The following is a 25,259-nucleotide window of genomic DNA, read 5'->3' on the forward strand; positions in this document are numbered from 1 at the left end:
TAGAACATATATATTAAAAATCAGTGAAAAATACAATACTTCCACTGATTTAATGTGCCTTAGATATCTTCAAAAAAATAACTAATCAATATGAAGTTTAAACGGTTAGTTTATAAATTAAAGAAATCCTTAATAATTGAAACAACCTCATCGCCTATTCTACTTTGTGCTTCCTTAGTTGCTGCTCCAATATGAGGAGTTGCACTAACATTTGGATGATTTATTAATTTTTCATTTTTAGTTGGTTCTTCTTCAAATACATCAATACCAGCACCTGCAATAGTTCCGTTATTAAGTGCTTGTAATAATGCCTCTTCATCAACAACCTTGCCTCTTGCACAATTAATGATATAAGCACTGTCTTTCATTAAGTCTAATTCTTTCCTTCCTATTAATGAACCATTTACTTTATCATATGGGACATGTAAAGATAAGAAATCTGCTTGTTTAAGCACTTCTTCAAATGTTAAGAAATCATAATCTAAATCATCATGTTTTCCTTCTATTGTATAATATACAACCTTCATACCTAAAGCAGTAGCTTTTTTAGCTAGAGATTGTCCTATTCTTCCCATTCCAATAATTCCTAATATTTTTCCTGTTATCTCAGAGCCTTCATATTTCTTCTTATTCCATTCACCATTTCTCATAGTAAAATTAGATATACCTATAAATCTTGCAACTGCAAACATATGAGCTATTGTAAGTTCTGCAACTGAATCTGAACTAGCTGCTGGAGTATTATTAATAGTTAATCCATTTTCTTTAGCATAAGCTACATCTATATTATCTATGCCAACACCAGCTCTAATCACTAATTTTAAATTTCCACCTTTTTCTGCATCAATAACATCTGCTGTAACTTTAGTAGCTGATCTAATAACTAATGCATCAAATTCTTTTAATTTCTCCCCTAATATGTCTTGTGGAAAATGTTCATTTATAACTTCCACTCCTGAATCTTTTAATGCTTCTATTGCTTTTGCTTGTAACCCGTCGTTTGTTAATACTCTAATCATTATAAAAAAATCCCCCTTTGAATTTACCGTTAACTTACTTAGGCGCATAAATGAAAGTAACAAGTCAAAGATGCACCTTATGCTTTTTATAATCCTAAAATATCTTCTATATTTCTAAGTAACTCATTAACATCTTCTACTGTACAATCTGCCATATGAGCTATTCTAAATGTCTTGTCCTTTAATCCACCATATCCATTAGATAGTTGGAATCCTCTTTCTCCAAGTGATTTGTTTAAAGCTCCAACATCAATATTTCTTGTATTAGCTATAGTAGTTAATGTATTTGATAAATGATTTTCATCTGGGAAAATATCAAAATATTTTTTAGCCCATGCTCTAACTATTTTAGCCATTTCAAGATGTCTAGCAAATCTGTTTTCTAAGCCTTCTTTATTAATTATATTATCTAATTGATAGTCTAAAGCAAACATATGTGAAAGTGATGGTGTTGATGGATATTGATAATCCTTCTTTTGGATATACTTATATAATTGTAATAAATCTAAATAGTATCCTCTATTAGGTACTTTTTCAGCTCTTTCTTTTGCTTTTTGTGAGAAAGTACATACTGCTAGTCCTGGAGGTAATCCAAGAGCTTTTTGTGATGATGTGATACAAACATCAATTCCACATTTATCAACTTCTATTTTTGTTCCTGCTGCTGAACTTACTGTATCAACAATAAATACAACTTCTGGATATTTTTTAACTACTTCACCAATTTCATCGATTGGATTCATTATTCCTGTTGAAGTTTCGTTGTGTGTTACAGCAACTAAGTCATATTTACCAGTACTTAGAGCTTTATCTACTTCTGCTGGATCAATAGCTTGACCCATTTCAATTTCAAATAAATCAGCTTCAACATTGTTGCTTATAGCCATTTCATACCATCTTTTCCCAAATGCCCCCACTGAGAATACAGCTGCTCTCTTTGCTGTGCAACATCTTATAGCACCTTCCATAAGTCCACTACCTGAAGTTGTAGAAAGAAGTATTTCATTCTTAGTATAAAACAACTTTCTTAAATTATCGCTTATTCTCCTTTGAAGTGCTGAAGCATCTTTACTTCTGTGTCCTATCATTGGTGTCGCCATTTTTTGAAGCACATCTTCACGTACTTCAACTGGCCCTGGAATAAATAATTTTTTATGCATTTAGAAATCCCCCCCATTTTTAATGTGCCTTATTACTTATTTATAGTTTATTGCTTATAAGTTATTTGTCCATTTTACTACTTATTAATAATCAATTCAATACTTTATTGATTTAAAAGTAATAATTTGATACATTTTTATTGTTTTTATAATTAAATTGATTAAAATATCTATATATATGTGTTGATTTAATATCTACAGTTTATTGTGGAATATATTGTTAATAAATTTGTTTATATTTATTTTCTAAGTAATTCAAGAAATATTTAGTTGAAAGTTCTTCACTTGTAACCTTCTTAACTAATTCTTCTGGAGTGTATATTCCTCCATATTTATGAATATTATTACTTAACCACTCATTAATATAGCTCATATCACCATCTTCTAAATTATTTATTGCATTCTCGTTATCTTGCATAAGTTTATTTAAAAACTGGCCTCCGTAGATATTACCTAATGCATAACTTGGAAAATATCCAAAAGATCCATCTGACCAATGCATATCTTGTAGAATCCCTTCATTATCTGTTTTAGGCTCTACTCCTAAATACTCAATGTATTTTTCTTTCCATACCTTTGGAAGATCTTTAACTTCAATATCTCCATTTATTAATTCTTTTTCAATCTCATATCTTATAATTACATGTAAACTATATGTTAATTCATCTGCTTCTGTTCTAATTAAAGATGGTTCAACATAATTTACAGCAGAATAAAATTCATCTAAAGTTACATCTTCTAAGTTAGAGAATTTCTCTTTTATAAATGGTAATATTACTTTTATAAATTCCTTACTTCTACCAATGATATTTTCATAAAATCTAGATTGTGATTCATGTATTCCCATTGAAGCCCCTATTGCAAGACCTGTCCCTAGTAAATTATCAGGAATGTGCAATTCATATAATCCATGTCCACCTTCATGGATTATGCTATATATATTAGATAATAAATCTCTTTCAAAATAGTGAGTTGTTATTCTGACATCTTTATTTCCAAAATTAGTTGTAAATGGATGAGTAGTTTCATCTAATCTGCCAGCATCCATATCAAATTTGATCTTATCTAACAAATATAAGCTTATTTCTTTTTGTTTTTTTATATCGAATTTTGCATTTAAAAACTCTCTATTTATTTTTTTGTTACTTTTCTTTATATATTCTAATATATTTAAAATTCCTTCTTTTAGTTCTCCAAATATTTTATCTAATTTTTTAACAGTAATACCTTCTTCAAATTTTCCAAGTAAAGCATCATACTTATTTTCTTTATATCCTAAATATTCAACAAATTCTCTTTGAAACGCAACTACCTTCTCTAAGTGAGGCTTGAATATACTAAAATCATTCTTTTCTCTAGCTTCTTCCCATGCTGCTTCTGATAAAGATGTTACAATAGAATATTGCTTATGTATCTTTTCTGGAATCTTTTTTGTTTCTTCATAATTTTTCTTTAAATTTCTCATCATAGCCTTATCAACTATGGATAATTCATTTATTATTGGATTAAAATAATTGATAAATTCTTTTACTTCTTCCCCTGTTGTAAGTTTAAAAGATTCTCCTGTTATATATGCAAGCGTATTAGCTCTTTGTTCTAAGGCTTTCTTCGGCATACATATCTTCATATCCCAATAAACAAGGGCTGACAATCTATCTAGCTCTTCAATTTTACTTACATGTTCTCTTACTTCATTTAACTTTTCTTGTATTTTTTGATTCATAATGCATCCATCCCCCTCTTAGGCATCTGAAAAAAATAACAATCCAATATGCCTTAAATTAATAATCTCTATATTCTTCATCAAAGAATAAAACTGATTCAGTTTCTCTACAATATTTTACACACATGCATTGTGCTAATTTTCTTGGGCATCTATAACATAAACAAGTCAAATCTTTTCCATTACACTTCTCACTTTTAAATTCTGGACAGTCGCCACAATTCACACCATTTCCAGCTGGCATAATATCATCTCCTTAATACATCTCGTGTAGCATACGCTAAGCGGATTGATTTTAATAATTAGGTTCATCTAAATAAATATATCCATATAAATCTTGAGTGCCATATATTTCTCTATATTTGAAGAGAACAGTTTGCCACATTGATTCTGATATGTAAGTCTTACCATTTTCAATTTTTTCAACTATTGCAACATGACCATGCCCTCCAGAGTTTGGCATTGAGGACTTCCATACTGCAATTGCACCTACTTTAGGAGTGGAACCATATTTATATTTTCCACTTTCCTTATTTTCTTCCCACCAAGAACAAGCATTTCCAATCAATCCTGCTGCTGTTGGCTTATATCCAATCATCTCCCAAGCGCGTCCCCATGCATACCATGTACAATTACCTTGTATTTTACTTCCTTTGCTTAAAAATGGTGGAGAAAGTTTTACTTGATAAAAAACATTTGCGTCTGAATAATAACATTTATTATCAGTATCTGGTGCAGTAGTTCTTATTTGAGCGTTACTTGAGTTTGAATTAGTATTAGTATCTGTATCACTATTTAAATTATTATCTGAATCCGAAATTACATTTTCTTGATTATCGACTGGTTTTTCAAAGCTAATCCATGTACTACTTGCCCATCCATCAAGTCCATTTGCAGATATATGCCAAAATCCATTGTTTTCTTCATCAATAAGAATAATTTTAGTTCCTTTTGATAAAGTTCCTATTATATCTGAAGATAATGATGCTTGAGAACGGACATTTAGTGGATTACTATCTGTAGCAACATAACCTACACGTGTTTTTCCTTCTTTGTCATTATCATCTGAGGATTCTAGTTTCTGTATTACTTGTTCTTGATCTTTTAATAGAGAACCACTTTCTGAAAATATATATGATTTTCCATCAATTTCAACTACTCCTGTTTGCATTGCTCCACTAGAGTTTGTGAAATACCAAGTACCATCCTCATTTATCCATCCTATATTCATTTCTCCACTTTGGGATAAATTATACCAATTACCATCTGAATTCTTTATCCAGCCAGTATTCATTGCTCCGTTTAAAGATAGGTTGTACCATTTATTGCTATACCTAATCCACCCTATACTCATTATTCCATCATTACTAAAATAATACCACTTTCCATCAATTAAATTCCAACCTATTGCCTTTTCTCCATTTTCAGTCCAATTCCACTTGTTTTGTGAATCTTTAATCCATGTAGCTGAAGCTGCCACTGGATACATAGTTGATATTATTGTACTTATAATAGCTGTTGTTATTATCTTTTTAAGAAATATCTTCTTCACTAATGTTTACCCCTTTTTTACTTATAAATTTCTTTAATATGTTTAATTACAATTTATATTTATACAACTTAAATATTAACTTAAAATTAATAAATTCACAAATTTATAGGCATATGAAAGAAAATAACAAGTCAAAGATGCAAAATAGACTAGCATACTGACTAGTTATTTTTTTGAATATGCCTAAGGCATATAAAAAAAGTCCTATAAGAAATATAATATTTTACTATCATAATCTTATAGGACTTGTTCTTATTATTGATTATAAATTAAGACATCTTTTTTTAATAACAATTTAATATACGGTGTATATTTTTTGTGCTATATAAGAAGGTCCCTAAATAAGAATATCTTTCTTTTTAAAGACAATATGTGCAATAACATAACTTATTATTATAGTAACAAGCATTACTACTACGCCATTTATAGGCGTTAAGTTTCCATTTTTGTAGTTGTATGCTATATCCCCTGTTATGACAGAAGCAACAGATCCATAATTTAAAAATACCAAATGTGCAAATCCTTTTAAAAATCCAAACATTTCAAATCCTATTGTTCCTGCAACTGTAGCAATAATAGCTATAGTTGTTGTTACATTACTACTTTTAAATAATGTAGAAATTAAGAATATAAATGCACAACAAGTTATCATAAATAATATCTGTAATAATAAGGCTTTAACTATTAATTCATTAAAGGTTACCATACTTCCAGTACCATGTATAGGCATTATATCTGGATATCCTTTTGTTGCCATATTTGAAAAATCTACACTGTACCTAACACCAATAGTTTTAGGATAATTTCCTACACCAAACCCTTTTACAATTCCGATTCCTAAGAATGCTAAAAGCTCCATAGATGTAATCATTGTAACTACAGTAATTGTAACCGCTATAAATTTTGATAATAGCACTTTCCCTCTTGATATAGGTTGTACTAATAAGAATTTTAATGTTGGTGGTGTACATTCCCCGGATACAATATCACTCATGAATACTGCTATTCCAACAACTAATAAAATTGTACCTAAAATCATCATTATTGTTTGCATATAATTATATGCATTAAATTCATAATCATGTAATGGTTTTATATTATTTTCTTTTAAGTACTTTAATTCATCTAGATTTTCTGTAATTGATACTTTTTCTGATTCTTCAATGCTATCATTGCTTAATGTTTCTTCACTAGATTTAATATTTTCATCCAGTTCAACTCTCCATGCATCTGGACTAACTCCATTTTTTATTTGATCTTCATATTTTACTCTTGCTTTTTCAGATTTTTTTATATTTTGTTTAAGACTTTGTATATGTTCTTCATTTTCATTTTCCGAACTTTTCGAACTTCCCTCAAATCTATCAATCTCCTGTTTCATATTTTTAATATCTCGTTCAACTTGTTCTAATTTATATTGTGGTGAATTATATTTTTCCATTTTCTTTTCTTGACTATAAAGTCCATACATTCCAATTCCTATAAATAAAACAAATAATCCAAATACAATCCAAGTTTTAGTTCTCTTCAATATCTTTATAAACTCATTTTTAATAAGTAAAAGTAGCATTATTTAATGCCTCCTTCCATAAGTTCCATATATCTTTCTTCCAATCCTCTTCTATTTCTATAAATTTCACAAACTTCAACATCTTCATTTATTAGCTTTTTAACTAATTTAGGAATCATATTTTTTTCTAATAATATGTGTATTTCTTTTCCTTCTAAAGTACTATGAATTATATAAGGTATATTTTTAATTATTCCAAGTACCTTATTTTTATCAGTATTTGTAATTAACGTCATACTGTCTTTTTTTGTATCAATATTTTGTCCTTGTATTTCTTCTGTTGATTGAATCACACCCTGGTTTATAAAGGCAACTCTATCACACAAATTTTGTACTTCGCTTAAAATATGAGATGATATAAATACTGCCATTCCTTTTTCTTTTGCAGCTTGCTTAATTACTGCTCTAAAATCTAATATTCCTGAAGGATCAAGTCCATTAGTTGGCTCATCTAATATTAACAACTTAGGATTTCCTATTAATGCAGCTGCAAGTCCTAACCTTTGTTTCATTCCCAGTGAATACTTTCCTACCCTATCATCGATTCTACCTTCAAGCCCCACAAGTTTAATTAATTCTTCTACTTCTTTTTTAGATACTTTTCTAATTCTTGCAATTTGCATCAAATTTTCTCTTCCTGAAAGATATTTATAAAGTTCTGGATTCTCAACTACTGCCCCAACATCCTTTAATGCCCGTTCTTTATCTTTAATTAAATTATGTCCACATATTGTTATATCTCCACTTGTTTGAGTTATAAGTCCAACTAACATCCTTATAGTAGTAGTTTTTCCTGCACCATTAGGTCCTAAAAATCCGAATATTTCTCCTTCTTTTACTGAAATATCTATACCTTTTATTATTTTTCTCTTCCCTAATGTTTTGCAAACATTATTTATCTCTAAAACATTCATTTTTTCTCCTCCTTATCTTAAAGCACATTTTTTTAAAATAACAACCAGTATGCTGGATTAACTTAATATCATTCTTCGTTGACATAATGTACCCATAGACTCCGCAATGAGTGAATTGTATCTCCTCGTCTAATACCAAATATCAGTCGCATGCTTTTGACTATTATTTTCTTTCATGTTCCTAACTATAAGATAAATTATAAATACAATACCTTAATAAATAATTACTTAAATTCTTAACTTTTATTAAATATTCTTAATTTTTTAACAATTTAATCTCTTAACTATTAATGCCAACGTTACATTAGTAATACAAAAAAATAGAGCCTGTACTATAATTTAATATCAACTTTAATAAGTATAATTATAAATTAATAGCTAAGCTCTATTTTTACATTTTTGTTTAATATGCCTAATATATTTATCATTCTTAACCCTAAAATCCCATATTTCCTATATTTATAAAAATAATTGTATTATAATTAGCACTACGACCCCTGGTATTCCCAAAAAACCTGCAATTAAAGCTGTAACTGCATTAATACTTAATGAGAAATTAAAGTTAGCTCCAACTAAATTAACCAAATATAATATAACAACTCCTAATATTCCATTTAAAATTATTTTTAATGGCCACTTAAGTAGTTTTATTATTACAAATAATAAAACTATTCCTATCAATCCATATATTAAATATTGTTCATTCAAATTTAATCCCCCTTTTATCACTATTTTCCTGAAATGTTTTTTTGTAATACATATTCATGACTTACACTAAGCCCCCTTGACTTTGCAATAAGTAATAAATATTCATATCTCTTTTTTGCTACCTCTTCTGAATAAATTGCGACTTCTATCAATTTAGAATCATTAACATTATTAAACATACTTCTGGCTGCATCAATTTCTGATTTTGCAATTTCCATCTGTTCTAAAAGTTGTTCATTTATATCTAATCCGTCTGTTTTATCTAATAAATATTCCAATATATTTCTTTTATTCATATATTCACCTCCAAACATCCTATTACAATTTTATCCATATGTTTGGAGGAGTATACTTAATTTCTATATTTTTCTTAAATAGTAGCACTTTTTTTAATTTTTCATATAGTGATAGTATAAGAAGCTTTTCACTCATATCAAACAAAAAGGTTCTAACTCCCATCTATATGACACCTTTTTTCTGGAACCCACTTAATTGTTGGGTTCCTTTTAATTTAGGTATATAAGTTCCAATAAAGTTTGTTCATTAATATAAATCTTAGAATATTTATAAATGTTATGACTCACCAGTATAGTGAGGAACTTATATAGAAAATTTATGATATATATAAGAAAATAACAAGTCAGAGATGTGACGTATATTTTGAATATGCCTTATATTTCTTTTCTGCCTTCTAAAGCTTTAGACAATGTTACTTCATCAGCATATTCTAAATCTCCACCTACTGGTATTCCAGCTGCAATTCTAGTTACTTTAACATCAAGAGGTTTTAATACTTTTGCTATATACATTGCTGTCGCTTCCCCTTCTATATTAGGATTAGTTGCTAAAATAACTTCTTTTATCTCTTCATTCATTCTTGCAACAAGTTCCCTAATTTTAATATCTTGTGGTCCTCTTCCTTGCATAGGAGATATGTTTCCGTGTAATACATGATATACTCCATTATATTCCTTAACCTTTTCCATAGTCATTATATCCTTTGCTTGTTCTACAACACATATAATACTCTTATCCCTATTAGGATTTGAACATAATGGACAGGGATCCATGTCTGTAAAATTTCCACATGTTGAGCAATATTTAATAGTTCCTCTTGCTTTAACTAAAGCAGTGGCAAACTCTCTTACCTCATCAGCTGGAAGATTTAAAATATGTAAAGTTAATCTTTGAGCAGTCTTTTTACCTATGCTTGGCAATTTTGCAAATTCCTCTATTAACTTCTCTATAGCTACTGGATAAAATTCCATAATTCATTTCTCCTTACTATATTTCTTACTTGTTATTTTTTTAATATGCCTTATATATTGTCCATTGGTACAGTGTATGAATTTTAAAAGCATACAGTATGAAAGAAAAACCCTTCACATTCTGTATGCTTTTTGTTAGTTTAGGCATTATTTTTTTGAATATTCCTTATTAAAATAATCCACCTGGCATTCCACCTGTTAACTTGCCCATCTTACTACTGCTCTCTTCTTCTGCTTTTTTTAATGCTTCATTAACTGCAGTAAGTACTAAATCTTCAAGCATTTCTACATCATCTGCATCTACTACTTCAGGCTTTATATTAATTGCTTTTACTTCTTTTTTACCAGTTACTGTTACAGAAACAGCTCCGCCACCTACTGATACCTCAAATTCTTTTGTTTCAAGATCCTTTTGCATATCTTCCATTTGTTTTTGAAGTTTTTGTGCTTGCTTCATAAGATTATTCATGTTTCCCCCGCCGAAACCTCCAGGGAATCCTGCTTTTGCCATAAAAATCCTCCTCTTTATATAAGTAATAAATTTCTATCCTTTATTATAAAACATTTTCTTAATCTTTACTATACTAAACTATATTATTTTAGTATAGTACTATTTATTCATCATATACATCAAATGGCATTCCCTCTAGCTTTTGTTTTAATATCTCTTCTTTATTTTCTTGCTGTGCTTCGTCTTTTCCTACTTCATATCTTACTATTATTTTATCTTTTAAACTTTCAGAAAACACCTCATTAACAAGTTTTTTATATTCTTGCTTTTCTAATCTATCCTTATTAAAGGCATATGATGCTTCATATATTAAAGTAACAATTCCATTTTCTACTTTATAAGGCCTTGCAGTTACAATAGATGCATAAACAACCATAGCTCTTCTTGCTTTAAATGCTTCTAAAATTTCTGACCATGATCTCTTAACTTCATCAATAGTTAATGAAGACCCTGTATTTATCTCTAAATTATCTTCTTTAATATATGTTTTTTCTGCTTTTACATTCTCTTTAACATTAGAAGTACTATAATTTATATTATTGTGTTTAGGTGGATTTTCTTGTTTTGCTACTACTTTAATGTTTCCACTCTTTAAGTTTTCCTCAAGCTTATTTATTCTAGCTAACATAACTTCACTTGAAGTATCATATTCGATCTTGCACATTTTTATTATACTAAGCTCTAAATATAATCGGCTTTGTTTACTAAGCTTTGAATTAGTTTCTCCTTCTTGAAGAATTCTAATACTTCTCATTATTTCTTCAACTCTAATTCTCTTCCCTTGTTCTTTTATCATTTCAATATTTTCAAGTGACATATCTAAAATTTCTTCTGGCTTATTAGAAACCTTAACCATAAGTAAATTTCTAAAGTGTCCTATTAAGTCCTTAATAAACAAGTGCATATCTTTTCCTAAGTACACAAGTTTATCAATTATAATCATGGATTTTTCAACATTTCTATCTATAACTGCATTAGTTATGTCAAATAAATGCTCATCAGTTACAAGACCTAATATACTTATTAAATCCTCATACTGAATGTGATTATCACCCATTGCTATTGCTTGATCTAATATACTGAGTGAATCTCTCATTGCACCATCTGCAACCCTAGCAATTAATTCTAAACTCTTATCATCCACAAGAATGCTTTGACTTTCAGCAATCTTTCTTAATCTAGCTGAAATTTCTTTTTGATTTATTCTTTTAAAATCAAAACGTTGGCATCTAGATAATATAGTTATAGGAAGTTTTTGAGGATCTGTTGTTGCTAATATAAATATTACATTACTAGGTGGTTCTTCTAATGTCTTTAAAAATGCATTAACTGCACCTCCAGATAACATATGAACTTCATCTAATATATAAATTTTATATTTACACTCTTGGGGTGGGTACTTAGTATCATCAATAATATCTCTAATCCTATCTATTCCATTATTAGATGCTGCGTCAAGCTCCGTTACATCAATCGCTAAACCATCATTTATTTTTTTACACATATCACATTCATTACAAGGCTCACCATCTCTTAAATCAAGACAATTTAAAGCCTTTGCCATAACTTTAGCTGTGGAAGTCTTACCTGTTCCTCTAGTCCCACAAAAAAGATATGCATGTGCAATTCTATCGTTTAAAATTTCATTTTTTAATGTTGTAGTAATATGTTCTTGCCCTACTACATCATTAAAAGTCTTTGGTCTCCATTCCCTATATAATGCTGTATATCCCAAAGGCTTCTCCACCTTTCTATTTCCATTAAGGCATTTTTAAATAAATAATTAATCAGTTGTCTTGTCTTTTTTGTACTATATTGTATCGACAAATATAGCTAATAACAACAGTATTAACTGCATTCACTTTCTTGTCTAGTTTAAAAAGTTCTAAGAATCTTTGACTAGTTATTTATTTTACAATTCCTAAATCTATATTTATTATACACCAATAGTTTAATAAATAGATAAATTACTCATAATTTGTTTCAACTTAACTTATCACAAGGTATTTATTTTATGTTAAAATGAATATCAGGCACATTCAAAAAATAACAGATCAATATACTTATATATTGGTACTATTCAAAAAAATAACAAGTCAGTATGCTAGCCTATTTTGTTTTATGTGTCTTAGTTAAAATCCACTGAAAAAATTTTAGGAGGTACTAAAAATGAGTTTATATGATGATAAATACTTATCGATAGCTAATGATATTCTTAAAAATGGATATTTTGATAATAATAGAACAGGGATACCAACTTATAAATTGCCTCATCAAATCATGCAATTTAATTTAGAAAAAGAATTTCCTATTTTAACAACAAAATTTGTAGCCTTTAAAACCGCTGTTAAAGAACTTTTATGGATTTTTAAAGATCAGTCTAATAACGTAAAGGATCTTCAAGAACAAAACGTTAGTATTTGGGATGAATGGATGATGCCTGATGGAACTATAGGTACTTCATATGGTTGGGTTATTAAAAAGTTTGATCAAATTGATAAGCTTATAGATTCTTTAAAAAATAATCCTCAAGATAGAAGAATGATGCTTAATTTATGGCAAATACCATATTTAGATGGAGGAGCTCTTTACCCATGCTGCTTCCTTACAATGTGGGATGTAACAGATGGTAAACTTAATTGTATGCTTGTACAAAGGAGTGGAGACTGGGGACTTGGTGTACCTTTTAATACAACACAATATGCTGTATTGGTACATTTACTAGCACAAGTTACTGGCCTTAAGCCCGGCTTATTTACTCATGTAATTAATAATGCACATATATATGAAAACCAAGTAGAAGGTTTAAATCTTCAATTAACTAGACAATCTGAATCTTATGAAGCACCAAAACTTTGGATTAATCCTGAAATTAAAGATTTCTATAACTTCACACCTGATGATATTAAGCTTGAAGATTATAAACACCATCCATCAATTAAAATGGAGGTGGCTGTTTAATGATTTCGATTATTGTAGCTATTGCTAAAAATAATATTATTGGAAATGATAATAAATTAATATGGCATATTTCTGAAGATTTAAAAAGATTTAAAGAAATTACAACAGGAAAAACAATGATTATGGGAAGAAAAACATTTGAATCTCTTCCTGGTGTGTTACCTAATAGACATCACATAATTTTAACAAGAGATCAAAGCTTTAATGTAGATTCAGATCAAGTTACTGTAGTAAACAATTTTAATTATTTAATTGATAAATATTCTAAAATTGAAGAAGAGGTTTTTGTAATTGGTGGTGGAGAAATATATAATCAAATTCTCCCTTATGCAAATAAATTATACTTAACTAAAATAAATCAAAACTTTGATGGAGACACTTACTTTCCTAAAATTAATTATGATGAATTTAAAACAGAGTATACCTCTGAAGAAATTATTGATGAGAAAAGTGGTTTAAGTTACAAATTTGTAGATTTGTTAAGACTTTAGATTTTTACTTTATTATAAACTCTGTTTTAAAACTGTGTTGATATTATATACATATTTAATTTATTCGCTCTGCTTTAATATAGTGTTGATATTGTTACATTTTTATGAAGTGTGCATTAAAATTCGACTTTTAGAACTCTTAAGTGAGAGTCCAAATTTTATATTTGGTATCTCAAACTTACTCAGCGAACGAATGTGAGTCGAGTTTCCTTGAGTATTGTCACATTAGTTGTTTGTCCAAAACTCGTTTTTGGAGCAAGCTGGAATGGGACTATACTCATTTAGATGTTCTTAAGTCTAATTCTTTAGCACACTGAACAATATGTAACAATATCAACACGGTTTTAAAATATAGCCAATTTATTAAATATTACTATTAAAAGAAAAACAATAGGATAAGAAAATGAGGGCATTTCATAAATGAAATTCCCTCATTTTCTTATCCTATTGTTTTTGTCATATATCGTTAATCCTATTGAAGAGTAACCTAATTTAATGTTCTAAAAAAAAATCCTTCATTCTAGTGAAGGTTATTTATAAACCGTGCACCTCGCTTCGTTAAAAATTCCCTATACGTTACCCTTGCAGTTAGCTCAGACCAGATTAGTCCACGGCACACGAAAGTATCCACTTATCGCTGCTTCCTTCCGGACCTGACGAGGTTCATGGGCTTCCATTGCGTGGGACCCAGTCATCAACACCACTTACAAGGGTCAGACTATAAAAAATTAATACCTCTACGAGGAATTCAATCCTGCTATAGCGGATTGCAGGTTACAGGGCACCGCTAACTCCCCATCTAGCACGGCAATGGCGGAGAGAAAGGGATTTGAACCCTTGATAGAGTTGCCCCTATACACGCGTTCCAGGCGTGCTCCTTCGACCACTCGGACATCTCTCCATAAAACCATTAGCATCACTCATTTTAGCATGAACATGTATTAACATATAATCAACGTTCTGCCTTTTGACACTTGTTAATGATAACATATATACTTTTTTAATTCAATAGGAAGATTTACTAATAAAAAATTGTGTGAAATTATTTTTTTAAATTTAGGCTATGTTTTAAAACAGTGTTGATATTGTAGTATAAAGCTCATGGACAGGGGAATTCACTTAAAACATATTGTAAAATTTAATATTTTCAATTTTTTATTTAGTAATCTTTTATTCTTTTTATATTTGTAATATTAAAATTAATGAAAATTTTTGATAATATTATTTAATCTTTAATTTTTTTAAATATACTACATTATTTGTTACAAGGTTATATGTAATAACACCACATACTATACCCAATATACCTCCTACCAATACATCTGAAGGATAATGAACATATAAGTATAATCTTGAAAAGGCTATAGCTATTGCTAATATAAATGCACAAATTCCAAGTTTCTTATCAGCTTTAGAAATTATTGTTGCAGCCGCAAAAGAAGACATTGCGTGACCAGAAGGAAAAGAGAAATCTAATGGTGCTGTTATAAGTAATTCTATAACTTTATTTACATTAAATGGCCTTACTCTACCTACAAGTGGTTTTAAGATAACACTTCCTATTACTCCACTTAAAATCAATGCAAGCATCATTATTAATCCATGCTTTCTATATTTCTTTGTAAATATAAATATTAAAGATATTATAATCCATATGAATCCTCCATTACCCAATTCAGTTATAAAAGGAATAATTTTATCCATTATGCGATTATGTAAATTAATTTGTATAAAATTTAATATATCTACATCTATACTTTGAATAAATTGCATACACATCTCCCACTTTAATTTTATTTGTTTTTTATTATTTTCTTCAAACTCTACTAATATAAATATTATATATTAATTGTTATTATATCATTTACTACAAATACAATGATATTGATATAGTCAGTAATATATTACTTTTTAGTTTGGTAAAACCATTTCTGTAGTTTCCCCTCTTCACCTATATAATATTCTTGCCATATCACCTTAATTTAGCTGAAAAAATCCACTGTAACTAATGTATTTATATCATATAAGAACAAAAAGTTTATGGTGTTGGATTATTAGATGTTATCTAAAATCAAACTTATTTATTACAGTTTTTATTGCAATTTAGTTGGTAAATCAAACTTAAACACGTTAAATTGCGATAATATTTAAGCAATTCTCTAAAACATAAAAGTGCCTTAACTCCTAGTAAATCTAGGGTCTAAGACACTTAACTCATACATAAATATTGGCGGAGAGAGGGGGATTTGAACCCCCGGTACTCTATAAAAAGTACAATGGTTTTCGAGACCACCGCTTTAAGCCACTCAGCCATCTCTCCATAAAGTAATTTTAAATTTATAATTAAGTTTGATATTAAAACATCCTTGTATATTTTAATATCAAAAGGTTCACCTAAAAATTATAATAACAAGTTACTTACAGTTAATTATAATTCTTTTTCTCTTTTCATGTCAAAAAATTTAGTTAGTAATTGTGAACATTCTTCATCATAAAGCCAATTAATACTAACAAATGAATTTAAAGATCTATTATCTATTAGATTTATTATTGATCCACACGCTCCCATGTCTTTATTAAAAGTTCCTATATGTAATCTTGAAATTCTACTTTGAGAAATTGCACTAGCACACATAGGACATGGTTCTAATGTTACATACATTTCAGTCCCACTTAACCGCCAATCTCCAATATATTTTGAAGCCTGTTTAATTGCTAAAATTTCAGCATGTGCTGTTATATCTTTTAAGTTTTCTTTTAAATTATGAGCTTTCGCTATAATTACTCCATCCTTTACAATAACTGCTCCTACAGGTACTTCTCCTTGATCCATTGCTAATCTCGCTTCATCTTTAGCAATCTCTAAAAAAGACATTAAAATCCTCCTCATAATACTATTCTTTAATAATTAATAACATATAATGTTAAGTATACTTAAATTCAACACAATGTTATTTATAGATAAATCTTAACTATGACTTACTTGATTCCAGCAAATCAACTTAAAAATTACTCATAACTAGAAAATAAATCTATATAATTTAGGCATATGAAAGAAAATAACAAATCAATATGTTAGTATCTTTGACTTGTTATTTTCTTTCATATGCCTTAACTGCCTCAAAATAGAAATCATCTTCTATATTTGAGGCAGTTTCTTTTATTTAGACATTTATTTTACAATGCCTTATTCTATAATTTTTAAGTAAATATCCTAACTTTCTTAATTCTATTCTTATCTATATCCTCAACAACAAACCTTATATTGTTTAATTTAATTTCTTCTTTTTCTTCAGGCATTCTACCAAGCTCTCCAATAACAAGCCCTCCTACAGAATCAAATTCTTCTGATTCCATATCAACTCCTATTAAATCGCTAATATCATGAAGTCTTGCACTACCATCTACTATATATTCATCTTCTTTAATAACTTCGATACTTCTTTTATCTTCATCATATTCGTCTTCAATTTCTCCAACTATCTCTTCTACTAAATCTTCTATTGTAACTATTCCAACCGTACCACCGTATTCATCTAGTACAACTGCAATATGATTTCTTGTCTTTTTCATTTCTTTAAATAACTCTATAATTTTTTTAAATTCAAATGTATAAAAAGGTTCTCTAATATACTTAGTTACATTAAAATCTTTTCTTGGATTTTCGATCATTACAAGATCTTTAACATTTAAAATTCCAACCATATCATCTATTGTTTGATTATAAACTGGGATTCTTGAAAATTGTTCATTTTTAATAACTTGTAGCACCTCATCATAAGTTGCTTCAATATCAACTGAAATTATATCTACTCTTTGGACCATAACATCCTTTACTTGCAGATCTGCGAAATCAAATACATTAAAAATCATTTCTTTTTCAACATCTTCTAAAACACCTTCTTCTTCACTTACACCAACCATAGTTTTCAATTCTTCTGCAGTAATAAATGGTTCTGTTGCTTTTGGATCTCCTCCTAAAAGTCTTATGAAAAATGAAGAAATTGCTGTAAAAATAGCAATAAAAGGCTTAAATATAATTACTATAAAGCTTATAGGCTTACTAACCATAAAAGCCACTTTTTCACACTTCTGTTTAGCTATTGATTTTGGTGTTATTTCTCCAAAAATAAGTACTAAAATAGTCATAACACCTGTAGCTATTCCTACCCCACTATTACCAAAAATATTTGAAGCTAGTACAGTTGCCAAAGCAGATGCTCCAATGTTAGCTATATTGTTCCCAATTAAAAGTGCTCCTAAAAGTTTGTTTGGAGACTCTAAAAGTTTATTAACCAGCTTAGCTCCCTTAACATTCTCATCCATTAAATGTCTTAATCTTATTTTGCTTAAAGACATTAATGCAGTTTCTGATGCTGAAAAAAATGCTGATAACATAATTAATATTACTAAAATAATTATCTGCCACGTATAACTAGGGTCCAAAAAAAATCACTCTCCTAATGAATTTGCTATTTATATTTTATTTTTTATTATATCATATTATTATTAAAAGTAATATAATGGTTTAATTTTAAAAAAACATCAATTTATATATATTTTATGACACCAAATTTCTAATTATCTTTACTTAAATATTAGGCGCTGTTTTAAAACCGTGTTGATATTGTTATATAAAGCTCATGGACGGTGAAATTTACTTTAAGAACTCTAAATAAATATCAGTCCTATTAATGCATGCTCTCAATCACAGATTGTGACAAGCAATTAGTAGGACAAATATTCATTAAGAGTTCTACAAAGCAAATTTCAATGCCAGTTCGCTATTATATAATAATGTCAACACTATTCTAAAACATAGCTAAATATTATATATATCTTATACTTTTATTTTTATACACTTATAAATTAATCTTAAAATTCAAATAGAGTATATGAATATTTTAATTTATCCTAAAAAAATATTCATGTACTCTATTAAAAAAATTATTCTAAAACATATTTTGTTTATAAAGAATTTTAACCCTATTTTCCAATTCTTCATTTAAAGCTAATTGTATTATTTTATTATTTTTTAATTCAAAGGTATATATTCTTAATCCTTGTAAATTAGTATTATAAAATGCTGATATACCTTTCTTCAGTGCATCTTTTCTTTCTGTAATATACACTGCTTTAACTTGATCCCTATTAATTCTTTGTACAATATTTCTTCTGCTGGCATTATAAACCTTAGTTACAGTTATATCTCCATTATACAATTCATATTCATAATCAACATACATTAAAAATCTCCCTATAAAAAATACTCCAGCTACTATTTCTAATGCTATTCCAATTATAAAAGATTCAAAAAAAAGCATTAATCCAATTATTGCAAAGCCAATTGCTATACATTTAAAAATGTTACTAATTCTTTTTGGTCTATCTGATGAAATGAATTGTTCTAAAACAACTTCCATGCTTGTCCCATCTCTCTTTCTCTTATTAATATGTATTTAATATTAGTTATAAATTATTCAATAAACAATACTTATAAAAATAAATAAATCATCAATTTATGATATAAGTATTTCACTAAAAATACCCAAAATATCCAAAAAGATGACTTCAATATTATTATATCATTAAATATTTGGATGAGCAAATTTCAATTTTTTTTGATTTTATAAAAAGTGAGCTATCCAAATATAGAAAACAATTTCTATTTTGAGGTAGCTCAACCTAATTATTTTTTAAATTTTTATCATTAAATATGTACATATTATTGAAATAGATACTATAAATATGCTTATTATTAATCCTCTTAAATTTTTCTTTTCTTTTAATCCATCTTTAAAATTATTAAAATTTATTTTACTTCCATCATATGATTTATACATTATATATACTATAACACCAGCCAAAATTATATTTAATACTATTAATTGCGATAAGGCAATTGTACCTAATAATATCTCTGAAAATATTATATTATTCTTTTCTTTTATATTATTACCTGCAATTTCACAGCAAATCCCACAAAACGGACCTAACATTGCGGCAATAAAGGCTATAGTAATACTTGGATTATTAATAATTGGAGTAAGTATTTTCTCTCCACTTGTTAATGAAGTTATATATAAATATATTAAGAAGAAAATTGGAGTTACTTTTAAAAATATCGTAACTATTTTTAATATAGAAAGTTCTCTTTTAACTACTTTTTTCTTTTTTTTATTATTCTTTTTTTGTAGTTTCTCCTTCATCAATATTATCCTCCATAATTACAGCTTGATTTTTAACATAGTTTATATATTCCCTAAATAATATATCTACTAAAAGAAAAAATAGTGCTGTTGATTCATGAGTTGTATCCTTTGAAACATTAATAGATGTAGTAGAAATATATAAGTTATAATTAGTATTTCTTGCTACTATATTATCACTAAATTTTGTCATTGATACATACTTAATTCCATTTAAGTTTAAATTATTTATTATTTCTCTTAAAAATTCTCTATGACCAAATAAGGTTATTATAATTATTACATCTTTTTGTGTTATATCTGAAAGTACTGTCTGTAGTTCTGTCTCTCCTTCTATCACATAAAGATACTTACGTGATGATAAAAATGTTCTTTGCATTTCTTTCGCTATAGCTTTTTGAGTCATTCCAGTTCCATACACAAACACTCTATCAGCCTCATATATTAATTTACATATTTTCCAAAGGTTTTTTTGTTTTAAATTCTTTTTTGTTTCTTCTAAGTCTAAGTAAAATTTATTAACATAATCATCTTCTATTTTATTATTTTTCTCTTCCTGCCACCTTAAAAAAACTTTAAATTCACTATATCCTTTAAATCCTAATTTTTGTGTAAATCTTAAAATTGTTGTTCTTGAAACATTACATTTATCACCAAGATCATTAATTGATAAGTTGCTACATTCTTTTTTATTATTGCATATAAATTTTAAAATATATAAGTCATTTTCATTTAACTTAGAATAATTATTGTTTATTACTTCCTCAAATCTCATTAATATCGCCCCCTAATTATCTTAAATTATAACAAAGTTTTATATAATTAAGGTATGAAATAAATGGTAAGTACTAATATATAATTAAAGGTTGCTTTTCACAGAACTAATCGTTTAATTCTATTGAAGCAACCTTTAATAGTTTATTTTTTTAATATATTACTATTTCAATATTGGCCAATATTCTTTATTAACTTCAATTAAATCATCAAGAATTTGTTTTGCAACTTTTGCACTTGGTACTGTCTTTGATAATGTAATTGCTTGCCATAATTTTTGATATGAACCTTCTGCCCATGCCTCAACTGTTAACTTTTCTACTGAAACTTGTTGTTCCATTAATCCTTTTTGGAATTGAGGAATAGTTCCAATAACTAATGGTTCTGGTCCATTATTTCCTACTATACATGGAATTTCAACCATTCCAGTTTTATCAAAGTTTTCAATAGCTCCATTATTTTCTACTATTAATAACATTCTTTCCTTAGTGTTATATGCAATAGCTCTAGCTAAATCAACTATATATGAAGCATGTTCATCAATATGAAGTTCACATCCTTCTGTAGATCCTTGTGCAATTACTTTTCTACATTCTCCAAATACAAATTTTTCTCTTCCATCCATAACTTCATTTGCTCTAGTGTATTCTTTATTAGAATGTTCTACAACATAATCTGGGAATAGATAATACTTTAAATATGTGTTTGGTAAAGTACTTGGATCTACTGCAAATACATCCTTTGCCTTTCCAAATGTATCATTCCAACTAGCATCAGTATGTTGATATTCTTCAACATTAATATTATATCCATGTTTTGCAACATGTTCTTTTATCTTTGGCATTAAATCATTTCCTTCTTTATCTTTAACACTTGTCCACCATCCAAAATGATTTAATCCATAATATTTTACTTCCATTTCTTTTCTTGAGTTTAATCCGACTATTTTAGCCATATGCTCTTCTATTCCAACTGGCATATCACAAATATTTAATATCCTTGAATTTGGTCTTAATTTTCTAGTGGCTTCTGCGACTATAGCTGCTGGATTTGAATAATTTAACATCCAGGCATTTGGTGAATATTTCTCCATATAATCTATAATTTCGATTATTCCACCAATTGAACGCATTCCATATGAAATTCCTCCTGGTCCACAAGTTTCTTGTCCAAGAACACCATATCTTAGCGGAATTTTTTCATCCAATTCTCTCATTGCATATTTACCAACTCTAATATGAGCCATTACAAAGTCTATATCTGTAAATGCTTCTTCTGGATCTATTGTTGCTTCAAATTCTATTTCTGGTGCCTTTTCTTTTAAAATTATTTCACAAGCTTTCGCTACTGTCTCTTGTCTTTCTGCATCATTATCATAAAATTTTATCTTTCTAATAGGAAATTTTTCTAAATTTGCAAGTAACATTAATACTATTCCTGGTGTAAATGTGCTTCCACCGCCTGCTATTACTACTGAGAATTTTTTCATTGTTATTCCTCCTAAAATTTAAAATTTATTATTTAATCTATTTTTTATATTTAATATAGTTATCTTAAATTTAATAACTATTATTACTAACTATTTCTATTAACATAACTGTTGATTTTATAAAAGTGCTTCAAATCTTTCCCTTACTTGTGGAACTGATAACCCTACTATAACTTGCACCGCTTTTCCCTTATTAACAAGGCCATGGGCTCCTGCATCTATAAATACCTTGTTATCTTGAACTAATGCTGGATCTTTTACTGTAATTCTAAGTCTAGTAGCACAATTAGTTACATCTTCTATATTCTCTTTTCCACCTAAAGCGGCTAAAAATAATCTTGCTTTAACATCCCTAACATCTTCTCCCTTAGCTTCTTCTGCCTTTTTAGCTTTATAGTCAGCTTTTGTATATAACTTTTCCTCTCCTCCATCGTCATCTGTACGTCCTGGAGTCTTAAAATCAAACTTCTCTATTAAAAATTTAAATACAAAGAAGTAAATTCCAATAAATATAAATCCTATTATAAATTGAGTTATATATGTTTGTGGATGATACTTAAATAACGGCAACCAGTTCTTAGCTGCATTTTCTATTAAACCACCACCAAAATCTCCTACTACTCCAAATGCATAAGATGTTGCTGCTAATGTTGCTGCAAGTATTGAATGTACTAAAAATAATACTGGTGCTACAAATAAAAATGTAAATTCAAGAGGTTCTGTAATACCTGCTACCACCGCTGTTAATGTTGCTGGTATTAATAAACCTGCTACAATTTTTTTCTTTTGTGGTTTTGCTGTTGCATATATAGCTAATGCTATACCAATTGATCCAAACATTTTTGATGAACCATGTAAGGCAAATCCACCTTCTGGGAACATCTCTTTTAATGTATGCGCTGAAGTTGAAAATTCTTTTAAATGTTGTGCAAAGTAAGCTGTTATACCATTATCAACAACCGCTGGTCCAAAAATAAATGGTGTGTAAATGAAGTGATGTAATCCTGTTGGTATTAAAATACGTTCTAAGAATGTATATAACCAAACTCCAAACACTCCTGAAGTCTTTAAGAATCCTTGCATTGAGAAAATTGCACTTTGAACCATTGGCCATAAGAAACATAATACTAATGCAAGTGGAATCATTGTAAAGAATCCTATTATACATACAAGAGATGATCCTTTAAATACTCCTAGGAATTCTGGTAAGTCAGTATCAAAAAACTTATCATGAAGATATACTACAATACCTGCAATTAATATTGCTCCAACCATACCTAAATCCAATGTTTTTATATTAGCAATCATTGCTAATCCAGTACCTGCACCAGCTTCTAAAGCATAATTAACTCCAAAAGTTGGTCCCCATAATTTAAGCATTGCTGCCATAAAATAATTAAATGTAATATATATTACGAATGACTCTAAACAAGCACGGGCATGATTCTTTTTTGCTAATCCTATCGGTAATCCTATTACAAATAATAATGGCAATTGATTAAATACTGTCCAAGCGCCTTGTTCTATAATGTACCATATGTTGTACCATATACTGCCTGGGGTTGCTATTGTACCTACTATATCTTGATTTTTAAATAATATTGATAAAGCAACCATTATCCCTGAAAATGAAAATAATAATACCGGTGTGAACATAGCTCCACCAAAACGTTGAATCTTCTGCATCATAATTTTTCCCCCTCATATGTATTTGTCATTAGCACTTTGTTGTTTTCATATTAGCATCGTAAGTTTACTTTTACAATAGAATTGAAGCATATAGATATTTTTCACGTTTATTGTTACTTGTTATAATTTATGTGAATTTTCACATGCCTTTAAAATCCTATTATTAACCAAGATATTGTTTTGAAAAAAGGGGTGATTCTAGAATATAAATTATAATAAAGCTATTATTTTATTGTTAGAAAAGATTATAAAAGAAATGCATAATATAATAATAAAAGCTACAATCCTTAGCATTGCTAGGTTGTAGCTTTTAATTGGTATCCCCAGTAGGAATCGAACCTACATCTGTCCCTTAGGAGGGGACTGTTCTATCCATTTAACTATGAGGACACATCCTATGAAATTACATATGAATTATATTATACTTATTATTAGTTGTCAAGCAACCCTATGTTTTCTATCATTTTCCTTTGTAAATTATATATGTAGCATAAAACCTCGTTTCATTTAAGTTAAGCATCTCATAAAAAGTATTAATAATAATTAGATATTATTTGCATTTTTCTAATAATTTCTTAAGCTCTGTATAGCTATCTTCAACTTCATTCTCTGGCAAATTCCCATTTATTAATATTTCTTTAGTCTTTCCTTTTAATCTATTATAAAATTCTAGTCCTTCTAATATAATATCCTTATCATTGTTGCTTTTTTCAATAATATAAAATAGCACATCTTCTGCTTTATCAAATTGATTGGTTAATTCATAAAGTTTAAAGATTTGTTTATCGTCCTCCATTAACAGATCATATTCTCTTAAATCATTCATTAATGAATTTGCATCATCAAGGTACTTTTGATCATCTAGATCTTCTTCATCATAAGCCTTATAAAATGCTTGTAGTGATTTTTGATAATATTTTATCATCATAAGCTCATCTTTTTCTTTCAAACAAACAAATCCCTGAAGTTTTAGTAATTCTCCTAAAGCAATATATTTCCACACATTATAATAACTATCTCTATTTATTATATCTTCAATACTATTAAAAGACAGTGTATCAATAGTTTCTATTTCTAAGCCTACTAAATTTTTAAGTTGTTTATTTATAGCGTTTTTAGCTTTTATTAAATCCCCATTTACCACTTCTTTGTTTACTTCTTCCTTTACTAGATCTAAGCTATTTTCCATTTCTTTCATATAATCATTTTTTAACACTATCT

Annotated in this window: 23 protein-coding genes, 3 tRNA genes and 1 other RNA gene; 2 read left to right on the forward strand and 25 right to left on the reverse strand. The window is 28.3% G+C overall.

What is annotated here, in order from left to right; translation table 11 throughout:
* Positions 1–110 precede the first annotated feature (110 nt).
* From BM027_RS11935 to dnaX, 12 genes are all read right to left on the reverse strand, one after another.
* Positions 111–1,019, reverse strand: coding sequence for a D-2-hydroxyacid dehydrogenase (locus BM027_RS11935; protein ID WP_090092027.1), 909 nt, complete (start codon positions 1,017–1,019; stop codon positions 111–113).
* Between the two features lie 86 nt (positions 1,020–1,105).
* The gene (locus tag BM027_RS11940) at positions 1,106–2,179 is read right to left on the reverse strand and encodes a pyridoxal-phosphate-dependent aminotransferase family protein (protein ID WP_090092029.1); all 1,074 of its coding nucleotides are present in this window, start codon (positions 2,177–2,179) and stop codon (positions 1,106–1,108) included.
* Positions 2,180–2,399: 220 nt separating this feature from the next.
* Complete coding sequence (locus BM027_RS11945; protein WP_090092032.1) at positions 2,400–3,902, reverse strand: carboxypeptidase M32; 1,503 nt, start codon at positions 3,900–3,902, stop codon at positions 2,400–2,402.
* Positions 3,903–3,960: 58 nt separating this feature from the next.
* A complete protein-coding gene (locus BM027_RS11950) occupies positions 3,961–4,146 on the reverse strand; it encodes a hypothetical protein (RefSeq protein WP_090092034.1) in 186 nt (61 codons plus the stop codon).
* Positions 4,147–4,197: 51 nt separating this feature from the next.
* Positions 4,198–5,454: a CHAP domain-containing protein gene (locus BM027_RS11955; RefSeq protein WP_090092037.1), complete on the reverse strand. Its 1,257-nt coding sequence runs from the start codon at positions 5,452–5,454 to the stop codon at positions 4,198–4,200.
* Between the two features lie 337 nt (positions 5,455–5,791).
* On the reverse strand, positions 5,792–7,024 hold the full coding sequence (locus BM027_RS11960; protein WP_090092040.1) for an ABC transporter permease subunit: 1,233 nt from the start codon (positions 7,022–7,024) through the stop codon (positions 5,792–5,794).
* The gene (locus BM027_RS11965; RefSeq protein WP_090092043.1) at positions 7,024–7,938 is read right to left on the reverse strand and encodes an ABC transporter ATP-binding protein; all 915 of its coding nucleotides are present in this window, start codon (positions 7,936–7,938) and stop codon (positions 7,024–7,026) included. The genes BM027_RS11960 and BM027_RS11965 overlap by 1 nt, the downstream gene beginning before the upstream one ends.
* A 459-nt stretch (positions 7,939–8,397) precedes the next feature.
* Positions 8,398–8,646 carry a pro-sigmaK processing inhibitor BofA family protein gene (locus BM027_RS11970; protein WP_090092045.1) on the reverse strand — a complete coding sequence of 83 codons (249 nt, stop codon included), beginning with the start codon at positions 8,644–8,646 and terminating at the stop codon, positions 8,398–8,400.
* 20 nt (positions 8,647–8,666) lie between these two features.
* The gene (locus tag BM027_RS11975) at positions 8,667–8,942 is read right to left on the reverse strand and encodes a YaaL family protein (RefSeq protein WP_090092049.1); all 276 of its coding nucleotides are present in this window, start codon (positions 8,940–8,942) and stop codon (positions 8,667–8,669) included.
* A gap of 375 nt (positions 8,943–9,317) precedes the next feature.
* Entirely contained in the window at positions 9,318–9,914 is a 597-nt protein-coding gene (recR, locus tag BM027_RS11980; protein WP_090092051.1) for a recombination mediator RecR, read from the reverse strand.
* A 169-nt stretch (positions 9,915–10,083) separates the two neighbouring features.
* On the reverse strand, positions 10,084–10,425 hold the full coding sequence (locus tag BM027_RS11985) for a YbaB/EbfC family nucleoid-associated protein (RefSeq protein ID WP_090092053.1): 342 nt from the start codon (positions 10,423–10,425) through the stop codon (positions 10,084–10,086).
* Between the two features lie 103 nt (positions 10,426–10,528).
* Positions 10,529–12,160: a DNA polymerase III subunit gamma/tau gene (dnaX, locus tag BM027_RS11990; protein WP_090092056.1), complete on the reverse strand. Its 1,632-nt coding sequence runs from the start codon at positions 12,158–12,160 to the stop codon at positions 10,529–10,531.
* Positions 12,161–12,594: 434 nt separating this feature from the next.
* On the opposite strand from dnaX, the gene BM027_RS11995 reads away from it, so the two are divergent.
* Positions 12,595–13,386 carry a thymidylate synthase gene (locus BM027_RS11995; protein ID WP_090092057.1) on the forward strand — a complete coding sequence of 264 codons (792 nt, stop codon included), beginning with the start codon at positions 12,595–12,597 and terminating at the stop codon, positions 13,384–13,386.
* Complete coding sequence (locus tag BM027_RS12000; protein WP_090092059.1) at positions 13,386–13,877, forward strand: dihydrofolate reductase; 492 nt, start codon at positions 13,386–13,388, stop codon at positions 13,875–13,877. Before BM027_RS11995 ends, BM027_RS12000 begins: the two co-directional genes overlap by 1 nt.
* Positions 13,878–14,418: 541 nt before the next feature.
* Here the strand turns inward: BM027_RS12000 and ffs are convergent.
* The 13 genes from ffs to BM027_RS12065 all read right to left on the reverse strand — a co-directional run bounded on the left by ffs (position 14,419) and on the right by BM027_RS12065 (position 25,254).
* An RNA gene (ffs, locus tag BM027_RS12005) (signal recognition particle sRNA large type) lies at positions 14,419–14,685 on the reverse strand.
* Positions 14,686–14,688: 3 nt separating this feature from the next.
* Positions 14,689–14,778 (reverse strand) — tRNA-Ser (locus tag BM027_RS12010).
* Between the two features lie 320 nt (positions 14,779–15,098).
* Positions 15,099–15,650, reverse strand: a complete 552-nt coding sequence (locus tag BM027_RS12015; RefSeq protein WP_090092061.1) for a phosphatase PAP2 family protein — start codon at positions 15,648–15,650, stop codon at positions 15,099–15,101.
* Between the two features lie 455 nt (positions 15,651–16,105).
* A tRNA-Ser gene (locus tag BM027_RS12020) sits at positions 16,106–16,197 on the reverse strand.
* Between the two features lie 108 nt (positions 16,198–16,305).
* Complete coding sequence (locus tag BM027_RS12025; protein ID WP_090092063.1) at positions 16,306–16,752, reverse strand: nucleoside deaminase; 447 nt, start codon at positions 16,750–16,752, stop codon at positions 16,306–16,308.
* Positions 16,753–17,078: 326 nt separating this feature from the next.
* Positions 17,079–18,323 (reverse strand): HlyC/CorC family transporter, encoded by a 1,245-nt coding sequence (locus tag BM027_RS12030; RefSeq protein ID WP_090092065.1) that lies wholly within the window; start codon positions 18,321–18,323, stop codon positions 17,079–17,081.
* Positions 18,324–18,829: 506 nt separating this feature from the next.
* A complete protein-coding gene (locus BM027_RS12035; protein WP_090092068.1) occupies positions 18,830–19,300 on the reverse strand; it encodes a hypothetical protein in 471 nt (156 codons plus the stop codon).
* A 273-nt stretch (positions 19,301–19,573) separates the two neighbouring features.
* Positions 19,574–20,086, reverse strand: a complete 513-nt coding sequence (locus tag BM027_RS12040) for a hypothetical protein (RefSeq protein ID WP_090092071.1) — start codon at positions 20,084–20,086, stop codon at positions 19,574–19,576.
* Positions 20,058–20,861 carry a MurR/RpiR family transcriptional regulator gene (locus tag BM027_RS12045; RefSeq protein WP_090092074.1) on the reverse strand — a complete coding sequence of 268 codons (804 nt, stop codon included), beginning with the start codon at positions 20,859–20,861 and terminating at the stop codon, positions 20,058–20,060. The genes BM027_RS12040 and BM027_RS12045 overlap by 29 nt, the downstream gene beginning before the upstream one ends.
* Positions 20,862–21,023: 162 nt before the next feature.
* Complete coding sequence (locus tag BM027_RS12050) at positions 21,024–22,349, reverse strand: 6-phospho-alpha-glucosidase (protein WP_090092077.1); 1,326 nt, start codon at positions 22,347–22,349, stop codon at positions 21,024–21,026.
* 117 nt (positions 22,350–22,466) lie between these two features.
* Positions 22,467–24,038: an alpha-glucoside-specific PTS transporter subunit IIBC gene (locus tag BM027_RS12055; RefSeq protein ID WP_090092080.1), complete on the reverse strand. Its 1,572-nt coding sequence runs from the start codon at positions 24,036–24,038 to the stop codon at positions 22,467–22,469.
* A 315-nt stretch (positions 24,039–24,353) separates the two neighbouring features.
* Positions 24,354–24,428 (reverse strand) — tRNA-Arg (locus BM027_RS12060).
* A gap of 160 nt (positions 24,429–24,588) precedes the next feature.
* Positions 24,589–25,254 (reverse strand): DUF6483 family protein, encoded by a 666-nt coding sequence (locus BM027_RS12065; protein ID WP_090092083.1) that lies wholly within the window; start codon positions 25,252–25,254, stop codon positions 24,589–24,591.
* Positions 25,255–25,259: the final 5 nt, after the last annotated feature.

Origin of the sequence: Clostridium uliginosum, assembly GCF_900112485.1 — a bacterium.
In the GTDB taxonomy this organism is placed as follows: Bacteria; Bacillota; Clostridia; order Clostridiales; family Clostridiaceae; genus Clostridium; species Clostridium uliginosum.